The 9370-nt window shown below is 70.6% G+C and carries 6 protein-coding genes; 4 read left to right on the plus strand and 2 right to left on the minus strand.

The features are described from left to right. Positions 1-37 precede the first annotated feature (37 nt). On the minus strand, positions 38-3877 hold the full coding sequence (locus QSK52_RS36160) for a DEAD/DEAH box helicase (RefSeq protein ID WP_285740513.1): 3840 nt from the start codon (positions 3875-3877) through the stop codon (positions 38-40). Between the two features lie 566 nt (positions 3878-4443). On the opposite strand from QSK52_RS36160, the gene QSK52_RS36165 reads away from it, so the two are divergent. The 4 genes from QSK52_RS36165 (at position 4444) to QSK52_RS36180 (ending at position 8104) form a co-directional block, all read left to right on the plus strand. Then, complete coding sequence (locus tag QSK52_RS36165) at positions 4444-5535, plus strand: hypothetical protein (protein ID WP_285740514.1); 1092 nt, start codon at positions 4444-4446, stop codon at positions 5533-5535. Between the two features lie 141 nt (positions 5536-5676). Then, positions 5677-6030 carry a glutamate ligase domain-containing protein gene (locus tag QSK52_RS36170; RefSeq protein WP_285740515.1) on the plus strand — a complete coding sequence of 118 codons (354 nt, stop codon included), beginning with the start codon at positions 5677-5679 and terminating at the stop codon, positions 6028-6030. A 573-nt stretch (positions 6031-6603) separates the two neighbouring features. Then, positions 6604-7404 (plus strand): class I SAM-dependent methyltransferase, encoded by an 801-nt coding sequence (locus tag QSK52_RS36175; RefSeq protein ID WP_285740516.1) that lies wholly within the window; start codon positions 6604-6606, stop codon positions 7402-7404. Between the two features lie 256 nt (positions 7405-7660). Next, a complete protein-coding gene (locus tag QSK52_RS36180) occupies positions 7661-8104 on the plus strand; it encodes a hypothetical protein (protein ID WP_285740517.1) in 444 nt (147 codons plus the stop codon). Here the strand turns inward: QSK52_RS36180 and QSK52_RS36185 are convergent. Continuing rightward, positions 8085-8864: a phytanoyl-CoA dioxygenase family protein gene (locus QSK52_RS36185; protein WP_285740518.1), complete on the minus strand. Its 780-nt coding sequence runs from the start codon at positions 8862-8864 to the stop codon at positions 8085-8087. The two genes, QSK52_RS36180 and QSK52_RS36185, sit on opposite strands and share 20 nt — an antisense overlap. Between the last annotated feature and the right edge of the window lie 506 nt (positions 8865-9370).

A 9370-nucleotide genomic window follows, 5' to 3' on the forward strand; every position in this document is an offset into this window, starting at 1 on the left:
ACCCGCAAGGGAGGACCGCGCTGCGGACCTCCCTTGCCTAGCTGTTCTCAGCGGTCGGCGGCTCCTCGCCCGGGCGCCAGGCGTCGCGGTCGCGGACGTGGTCGAACACCTCGATCTCGGCGGCGAGGACGTCGAAGTGGGGGAGCGGTGCCCACAGGCTCCGTTCCCCGATGACGTACAGGCGGCGTTTGGCGCGGCTGGCGGCGACGTTGAGCAGGTGTGGGGTGCGGGCGGCCCAGTCGCGGGCGCCGGGCCGGCCGCCGCCGAGGACGAGGATGACGACGTCCGCTTCCTTGCCCTGGGCCCGGTGGACGGTGGCGCAGCGTTCGTCGAGGACCTCGAAGGTCCAGCCGGAGCGGTCGCCGCAGATCTTCTTGCATTCGGCGACGAGGGCGCGGAAGGGGGCGATGACGCGCAGCCGGGTGAGGTCGACGCCGTGCTGGTCGAGGCGGTCGAGGACGAAGGTGAAGGCGCGGCGGTCGCGTTCACCCCAGGGGGCGTCGGGTGCGCGGGCGGGGTCGTCGGTGTCGAGCCAGCGGCTGGGCAGCAGGCCGTCGCGTCCCTCGTCGGGGAACGGCTTGCCCGGGGTGCCGTAGACCATCAGGCCGCCGTAAGCGACGTCGTTGCTGATGGTGAACATCGGTTCCTCGCAGCGGCGGTGGACGCGCAGGGGCGAGCCGACCCAGACGTGTTCGTTGTCGCCGCCTGGGGCAGGCAGGTAGGTGCCGTAGCGGTTGGTCCGGTCGGCGACGGCCTGGGCGGAGGTGGCCGAGGGCAGCCACTGCTCGTCGATGTCGTAGGCACGCAGCAGTCGGCGTTGCAGCGCGGTGGGCATGGTGACGACGGGTTCGAGTTGGAGGGGGTCGCCGACCAGGACGGCGCGGCGGGCCCGCAACAGCGCACCGACGGCGGCCTGCGGGGTGGCCTGGCCGGCTTCGTCGACGAGGATCCAGCCGATGCTGCCCTGTCCGAGGCGGGCGAACATGCTGCCGATAGAGGAGAAGGTGGTGGAGACGACTGGGACCAGGAGGAAGAGGGTCTGCCAGGCTCGCTCGACCTCCTCGTCGGGGATCGGCCCGTTGGTGTTCGTCATCAGCTCCATGAGGACCTGGAGGTTGCCGTGGACCTTCTTCGCGGCCCCGGCGACGAGCGCGCGGTGCAGGTCGAGGGCGCGCATGAACAGGTCGCTGCGAGCCGTCGACCAGGCCGCGTCGGACCACGGTGAGCCGAGTTCCTGGTCGCGCTCGTCGAGGTGGAGCCAGCCGAGCGGCAGGGAGGGGAGCGTCGTCGCGGCCTCCCGCAGCCTGCGGTGCTGTGCGTCGAGGTTGGCGACGGCGGTGTCCAGAGCGTGCCGGGCCGTCGCGGCGGCGGTGCGTGCGCGAGTGAGGTCGGCGGTGGCCGTGTCCGTCCTGGCGAGGGCGGCCTGTTCGCGGGTCTGGGCGGTGCCGAGTGCGGTGGCGGCTCCCGTGGCCGCGTAGCCGGTGTCGGTGTGGCGGTCGGCAGCCAGGGCCTCGGCTCGGACAGCGTCGGCGACCTGCTCCACGGCGTCGTCGAGGGCGCGGCGCTGTTGGACGAGCAGGTGCATGATCTCGGCCTGGGTGCGCTCGCGCTGTTGTTCGGCGGCCTGCCGGTCGGCGGCGCTCTGCAGGAGCCGGCGCAGCCCGCCGCGCATGCCGCGTTCGACGGCCGGGGGAGCGTCATAGCGGGCGGTCAGCGCATCCACGTACTCGCGGTGGTGCGCTGCCCGTTCCCGGGCGCCGGACAGTCGGGCACGGGCGGACGCCAGCTCTTGGCGGGCTGCGGGTACCCGCTCGTCGGCCGCGCGGTGCCCGGCCTCGGCCGTCGCGGTGGCGTCACGGGCGTCGGCGAGGGCGGCGTCGGCGGCCTCCACGCGGGCCACGCACGCGAGCACCCATGTATCGGCCTGCTCGATCGCGGCCTCCAGATCCGCGATCCGCTGCCCCGCCTGCGGGGACTCGACGGCCTCCAGCGCGGCGGCCAGACGGATGCGCTGTGCGCGGAGGCGCTCCACCTCGGCCTCGGCCGCGCGGAACGCGGCGACGGCCTCGCGCCACGACGGTACGGGCTGGGCGGGGGCCGGTGCCGGGCTGGTGGCGGCCCCAGCGGCCTGGCGACGTCCGTGAGTTGGCGACTTCGGCGGGATCCAGTCGCCGAGGATCGCCTTCATGCCGCGCAGCGGCGGCAGGCCGGCGGTCGTGCGGGCGTCGTCCTCCTCCTTCGGGAGACGGCCCCACCAGAACCGCTCGCCGAACTCCTTACGGTTGCCCTTGTTGCCGAGTACGGCCGCCACCAGGCCCCACGCCGGGGCTCCCTTGAGCAGCGCCGAGGCGAGATCGGAGAAGTGGTCCGGGCCGCCCCGCCAGTGTGCGCCGAGTGCGTCCCGGCCCGGCAGTTCGGCGGTGATGTTCTCCACCGCGCCGTTGTTCGAGGAGGTGACGACGATCTCGAACCCGGTCAACCGCGGGTCGAGCCGGGCGACGTAGCGCCGGTGCTTCCCCTGCCGGTCCAGGCCCTGCCACGCACGACCGGTGAACGCCTGCCCCGGCCGCTCGAACGTGGCCATCACCGCCGCCCGCTCGACCACCAGGGCGGCGACCAGGTCGCGCAGCATCGTGGTCTTCCCCGTGCCCGGCGGACCGTTCACCGAGAACATCCCGCCCTCGCTGCCGTCGCGGTCGGCGAGCATGCGGTCCACCGCGAACTGCTGGCTCAACGCGAGCGGGAACTCCACCGGCGAGGGCCACCGCCCGGCCGGCACCAGCGCCGGAGCCACTCCGGACAGGACGACCTCGCGGGCCTGCCGCACATCGGTGCGCGCGCCGACGTCCACCGAGTTCCGGTCGGTCAGGTAGGCGTCCAGAGCCGGCCCGACCCCTTTGCCGACGGCCGCGCGCACCCGGGCCAGGTCAGGAGGGAGCAGGCTGTTCAGGAACGGCGCCGCGGCGGCGACCTTCGTCCGCGGATCACGCGGGCGGTGAACGAGCCGGCTGCGCACGCGGATCACCCGCGGCCGCAGGTGGTCCTCCACTCCGCACAGGTCCGCGATCTGCGCGGTCAGCGCCACCAGGTCGGCCAGACCCACCGCCCGAGGGCCGGCATCGCCCGCTCCCGTCGGCGAAGCCTCCTCCGGTGCCGCAGGCGCTGCGGCAGGCGGGTGCCCGGTGTCAGCCCGGCCGGCGTCCTCTGCGGGCTCCGGGGCAGGACGGCGGGCAGCGGCCCAGTCGGCGGCGCGTCTGACCAGCGGCTCCGCTGCGCCCTGCAGCGCCGCGCCGGCGACCTCGCCGAACAGGGCCCCGACCGCGCCTACGGCCGCACCGCCCAGGATCTCGGCGAGCAGCTGCTGCCAGCCGGAGGCTCGCGACGCCGGCGCGGGGTCCGCCGGAGTCGGCGGGTGGGGCTGCTGCCGGAATTCCGGCGTCATCCCAAGGTTGTGGGTGTAGGGGACCGGTGTGGCAGCCAGCTCGTCGATCGCCGTGCCGAAGGCGTCGTTCAGCTCCTCGAAGCCGTCCAACCATCCCTGCGCGGCCGGACCGGGGTCGAAGAGCCGTCCTGTGGCCCACGCGCACGCGGAGATCACCGACGTGTCCTCGATCGGTCGGCCCTCATCGTCCAGGACCAACGCGAACATCGCACTCTGCCCCGAAAGCACCAGCTCCGCCTGCGGCACCCCGGGATCGGGATCAGTCCCCTCGGGGAGCACCGCGATCATCGCCTGGCGCAGCAACTCCAGGTCGACGACCCCGCCGTAGACCTCGTGGCGCCACATCTTCCCGTACGGGGCGCGGCGCTTGGCGGTTGTCGGGTGCTGCGGATCCCACGGCAACGGCAGGCGCTCCTGCCCCGGTTGCGGGTTCACGTCCACGACGTACTCGTCCGCGGGACCGGAGCGCGCGGCGCGGCGCCGACGCGGCAACGCCGGGATGGCCGGCGGGCTGAACAGCTCGATCGCCCGCCAGCACTCCAGCAGCGCCTCCCGGCGACCATTCCGAACGTGTCCGCTCCGCACCCACTGCCCCCGTGTCGAACTCGCGGCACACGGCCCCTTCGTGTGCCGATCGGCTGCCGCAGAATCTACCGGACCACGGCCAGCCGAGCCGAGTGCTCAAGTCACCTCTGACCGCTTGGACGAGCTGGTCTCGGCCTCGTACGGCGGTTTCGCCTACGAGCCGGGCGAGGTGCTCGCGGCGGCCGGGTGAGCCAGTTCGTCCGGCCGGGTGAAGCTACTTGCGGTCAGATCTCCGCGAGTCGTAACGTCGACGGTGGGTAGAGGGGCCCTCGCCGTGTGCCCGACCGGACCGGTGGCACAGCGTGGCGAAATCCGCAGTGCGGCGGCCTCGAACCTGTCTTCCACCACGTGAGCAACTCTCACTGCAGGCAGCTCTCTTCACCGCGTCGGGTCCGGCGGCGCCGAAGGAGCTGGTCATGCACCTGGATGACGCCGCTGAACTCCGCCGCCGCTACACCGGTGAGAGCCGTTGCGGTGCCAAAGCCGAGTTGAGGAGACTCCCCGCCGGCGACCCGTTGATCCCGCGTTCGTCGGGAGACCAGGAGTTCCTGGAAGCCGAGGTGTTGAGGGGGCTCCTTGAGTATCCGTCGACCTACACGACCCGGCCGTTCCGGGTCCTCTGGGTGATCCCGCGGCCGACCGGGATGACCATCCGGTTCGCGGCGGATGCCGATGCCGATGGCCTGACGGACTTCGTCGCATGGGGCCTGTTCCCGGCGGGTGGTGAGGACGATATGCGGGGGATCCCCGGACTGCGGCTTGTGAATGCGGGGCATAACCGCATGGATGTGGGTCTGCTGGGCACACGTGCCCGTATCCGTCTCGAAGGCGTGCCGTCGACGTCCTGGCGGGAGGTTGAAGCGGTACGGCAGCGCGCGGCAGGTGATGCAGGAGAGACGGCCCCATTCCGCCATCCTGAACTGACCCTCAGCGAGAAGGCGTTCACTCAACGGCACAGCTGGCTGGTCGAGGCAAGGCGCGGCACCGCAGCGCTCGGCAGCGCACTCCTCCGCCGTTTGGGGCTCTTCCGGACGGCGGCCGACTGGCATGACATGGCCGGCTACACCAAATACAGCGACACCTTCGCGTTCCGCATGACGTTCACGAAGGAGATGCTCACTTCTCATGCCGAGTTTCTGCGGCAGCTGACCCAGCCCGATTGCGGCATCCCCATCGTCCAGCGGATGGCGGCGTGCAGCTGTGCCACGGGAGGCACTGACTGCAGGCTCTACCTCACCTGCCAGCCGCCCTATGAGGGCCGCGTCGAGCTGCAGTTCGCCACCAGCTGGGAGTGTTCCGCAAGCGAAATCGCCGAGGTCCTGCGGTACGCGGGGTCTCCCGAGTCCGACATCGCGCGCTACGTACCACTGCGCCCCGGCCTGGCATGCAGGCATGATCGCGCGATCCATGGCAGGACGCTTCAGTTTCTCCAAGGACTGGCGGGTAGCCGCCGCGCCCAACGGGCCGAAGCCGCTCCCACGGACTCGGCGGGAATGGGTACGAAGTAAGGGCAAACGATTTGCTTCGCCAGCAGCTGGCGCCGTCGTTAGGCTGCCTCCCCTCAAGAGGCGGCTTCCCCTGGGGATGGCGCGGCTGGGAAGTGATCGCGCGAGTGCAACCATGTGCCACTGTGAACCGTCCGTAACGACATGGATACAGAAAGCCCGCAGCGGTTGATCGCGGTCCTCGGTGAGATTGCCGAACTTGGCGACGAAGCTGTGGCCGGGCACCGATCAGTCGGCAGGGAAGCCGGAGAGCTCGGCATCGACCTCGTGGTCGCCGTCGGGGGTGATCTGGCCAAGCAACTGGCTCTCGCGGCTGGCGAGCACGGCGTCCCCACGGTCGCGATCGTCGCCGACAACGAGACCGCCACCGCCTACCTGCAGAGCATCGTCAAGCCCGGGGACGTCGTGCTCGTCAAGGGCTCCCGGTCGGGGATGCGCTGGCAGATCGCGCAGGCACTGGCCGGCCAGCCCGTCGCCGGTTGGGGCGAGTGGAACTGAGAGAGGGGATACGAGTCTTGATCAACTTCGATCTCCTGGTGCGCCAGGCCCGGGCAGACGGAATCGAGAAGCTGGCCGCCGGCGTCGTCGTCTTCGACGAGGCCGGCCGGACCTGGTGATCGTCCACGACCGAGCACTACATGGCGGTCTACTCCGAGGACATACTCCGCCACTATCGCGCCTTCCTGGCCAAGCGCCGCAAGCTCCGGCCCAGCGAGGAGTACCGCGACCCCACGGCGGAGGAGTGGGAAGAGTTCCACAAACACTTCGCCAAGCGCAAGGTCGAGCTCGGAACCTGTGGCCGTGGCTACGGCACCCCTTGCGCCCATGAACACGCCCGCGCTGCCCGCTCCTACAACCCGACCCCCACCAGAAGGGCCGACTCGATGAGATCATTACCAGCCTCTGCGAGCGGCTCGCCGAGGCCCACGAACGCGGGTGGCTCGGCGAAGGGCTGGAGGTCAGCATCGCCGCAGCGGAACGGAAGCTTGCCGGCATGACCCGTCAGATCAACCTCGGCATCCCCTCCATCCCACCCCGACGGCAACCCGACGAGTCCTGAAGGAGACATCCTTGCGCTACCAACCCGGTGAGCTCTTCACCTCCACCGCCCCCTACTACGCCAAGTACCGTGCTGGATACGCACCCGAACTCTTCACCCACCTTGCCACCCGGCTCGGGTTGGACGGCACCCAGACCGCCCTCGACCTCGGCACGGGCACCGGCGCAGTCGCGATCCCTCTGTCCCGGTACGTACGCGAGGTCATCGCCGTCGATCCCGACGCCGGCATGCTGGACGAGGGCCGCAAGCTCGCTGTCGAGCAGGGCATCACGAACATCGACTGGCGGCTCGGCGACTCGAACCGCCTCGATGAGCTCGGGCTCGGCCCACTCGAACTCGTCACCCTCGGCCAAGCCTTCCACTGGACCGAGCGCGACACGCTCCTGTCCGTCCTGGCACACCTGATCACGCCCGGCGGAGCTGTAGTCGTCGTTGGCGGCCCCGCCCCCGGCAGCATCGAGCCTCCCGCCTGGCTGGACGTCATCGCCGAGGTCCGCACCCGATACCTCGGCCCTGACCGCCGGGCCGGCTCTGGCACCTACACGCACCCCAAGGAGAGCCACCAGGAAGTGCTCGCCCGCTCTGCCTTCTCCCAGGTTGAGGTCGCCCGCTGGGACCGAACGGTCACCCGCACCCTGGACCAGGTCATCGGCTTGCAGTTCTCCTACAGCTACAGCAGCCCTGTCCAACTCGGAGACCATACAGACGCCTTCGAACGCGATCTGCGTCAGGCACTGGCGGAGTTCAGCCCCGAGGGCACCTTCGACGAGCTCGTACGCACTGAGGCGATCATCGCCATCCGGCCCAGCTAACCGACGGATCCTCAGCATGCGGACGCGAAGCACGGCGCTGCTACTCTCCGGCCGCCGTCGGCCAGACGGCCAGAGCTCAGGGAGACAGCAGTGGCCATCCGCATAGAGCCGTCAGCGTTCGGCCCAGTCAAGGCAGTCGCCGCAGAACACGTCGTTGCCCACTGGCTCAGCGAGAAGGGCGGCGACCCCACCCTCTACGGCGGACGTCGCCACGACATCGTCGACGGCGACTGGCTCGTCGACGCCAAGCTCCTGGATGGACCGCGCCGCCGTCGCCCGGGACCTGGACGCCCTGATCGACGACGGCGGCGCGATCGTTCTGGCCTCCGGCGGAGCACCCGGCGACATCGAGCCGCCGCCGTGGCTGGAGGCGATTCGGACGGTCAGGGAGCGCTACCTCGGTCCCGAGCGCTGCGCCGACCGCGGAACCTACAGGCACCCGGCCGAGCGGCACCAGGATGTGTTGGCCCGCGCCCCGTTCTCCCGGATCGAGACTGCACGCTGGGACCGTGCGATCACCCGGACCGTGGACGAGGTGGCCGGCTTGCAGCTCTCCTACAGCTATAGCAGCCCGCGCCAACTCGGACCGGACGTGAAGGCGTTCCTGAGCGACGTGCGCGAGGCCCTGCAGTCCTTCGAGCCCTCGGGTGTGTTCGAGGAGCGAGTCCGTACGGAGGTGATCAGAGCTCGCCGCCCCTGACGAGGCCGGGGCGGGGTTCGGGGTTCGGTGTGATGAACTCCAGCAGGGGGTCGGTGACTACCTCGCGCCAGCGCGCGCGGTGGCCGTCGGCGCGTAGCCGGAAGTACACGGTCTCGCGCCGTTCGTCCGCGGTGGTGCCGAAGTGCCCGCCGATGTTGTGGGCGAGCAGGTAGTGGACCAGGACCAGGCTTCCGGCTGGTCCGGCGACCTGGACGGGCTTGGGTAGCTCGATCGGCGGGTACGGGACAGCATCGCGGAGGGCATCCGCCCCGTGCTCGGATAGCCAGGCGCCCGTGCTCAGGTGGGTGCCTGGCCACACCCACAGGTTCCCGCGGTCCCGCTCCTGTTGGTCGGTGAGCAGAATTCCGGCGAGCGCGGTGAACGTTCCGGGACGGCCGTCGTCCTCGGTGGGAGTCAGGCCGTCGATGTGCGGTGCGCCGGGGTGGTGCGGGTGCGGTGGGAGCGTGAAGGCGAACTGGGCGACCTCCGGTGCCGGAAGATCGAGATCGGCGCGCACGAACGGCCGGAGGGCATCGGTGATGCCACTGTCCGCGTACAGCATGCGCAGTTCGGCATCCTCGGCGAGTGCCGGCCACAGGAAGTACGGCCCCGTGCGGTCCGGGGCAGGCGGCGCGGCGTCGATGTGGCGGGCGAGGAGTGAGCGCCACCTCTGGACCTCGGTCGCAGTGAGTACACCGGGCAGGACACAGTAGCCATCGCGCCGAAATGCACTGATGGCATTGGGAGTTGTTGTCTCCATCAGGCCATGGAAGCGGTTGGCGGGGAGCGTATGCAAAGGGATTTCCGTCCGGCTGGAGCGCCGGTGGTCAGCCCGCCGCGGGACGGCGCCTTGGGCCTCCGTTGCTGTCCATCCTCGCGAACGGCGGTTTCGCCGCGGCCATGGCTGCTCCTCGACGAGAGAACAGGCCATCCATGCGACCGCTGGCGGCTGCAGCAGACGGCGGTGGAGGAGTCGCCCGGCCTTACCGCTCATATCAGGGCCTTCGTTGGGTAGTTAGCTGAGCCACCCTGGCGGCGGAGCCGAGTTCCGCCTTGGCCTGTTCGAGTTCGAAGGCGAGCTCAGCGATGATCATCCGCGCCCAGCTGGCCTCGCGGGTGCCGCAGTCCGATGCGGCATCCAGTTACTCAGGTTGAACTCGCGATGTCGGTGATCAGCCCGGTCGCGGCGAGGCAGCCGTCGATGAGGTGCGGGCGGTACTGGATCTTCCGTAAGCCGCGCCTGACCGTCCGGACGAGGTGTTCGGG

It is taken from the genome of Kitasatospora phosalacinea, from assembly GCF_030268885.1.
Lineage (GTDB): Bacteria > Actinomycetota > Actinomycetes > Streptomycetales > Streptomycetaceae > Kitasatospora > Kitasatospora phosalacinea_C.

Bases quoted from the DNA above. Each gene is read 5' to 3' on its own strand.
- QSK52_RS36165 (WP_285740514.1), top strand. From the start codon at position 4,444: ATGCACCTGGATGACGCCGCTGAACTCCGCCGCCGCTACACCGGTGAG.
- QSK52_RS36180 (WP_285740517.1), top strand. From the start codon at position 7,661: ATGGACCGCGCCGCCGTCGCCCGGGACCTGGACGCCCTGATCGACGAC.
- QSK52_RS36185 (WP_285740518.1), bottom strand. From the start codon at position 8,864: ATGGAGACAACAACTCCCAATGCCATCAGTGCATTTCGGCGCGATGGC.
- QSK52_RS36170 (WP_285740515.1), top strand. From the start codon at position 5,677: ATGGATACAGAAAGCCCGCAGCGGTTGATCGCGGTCCTCGGTGAGATT.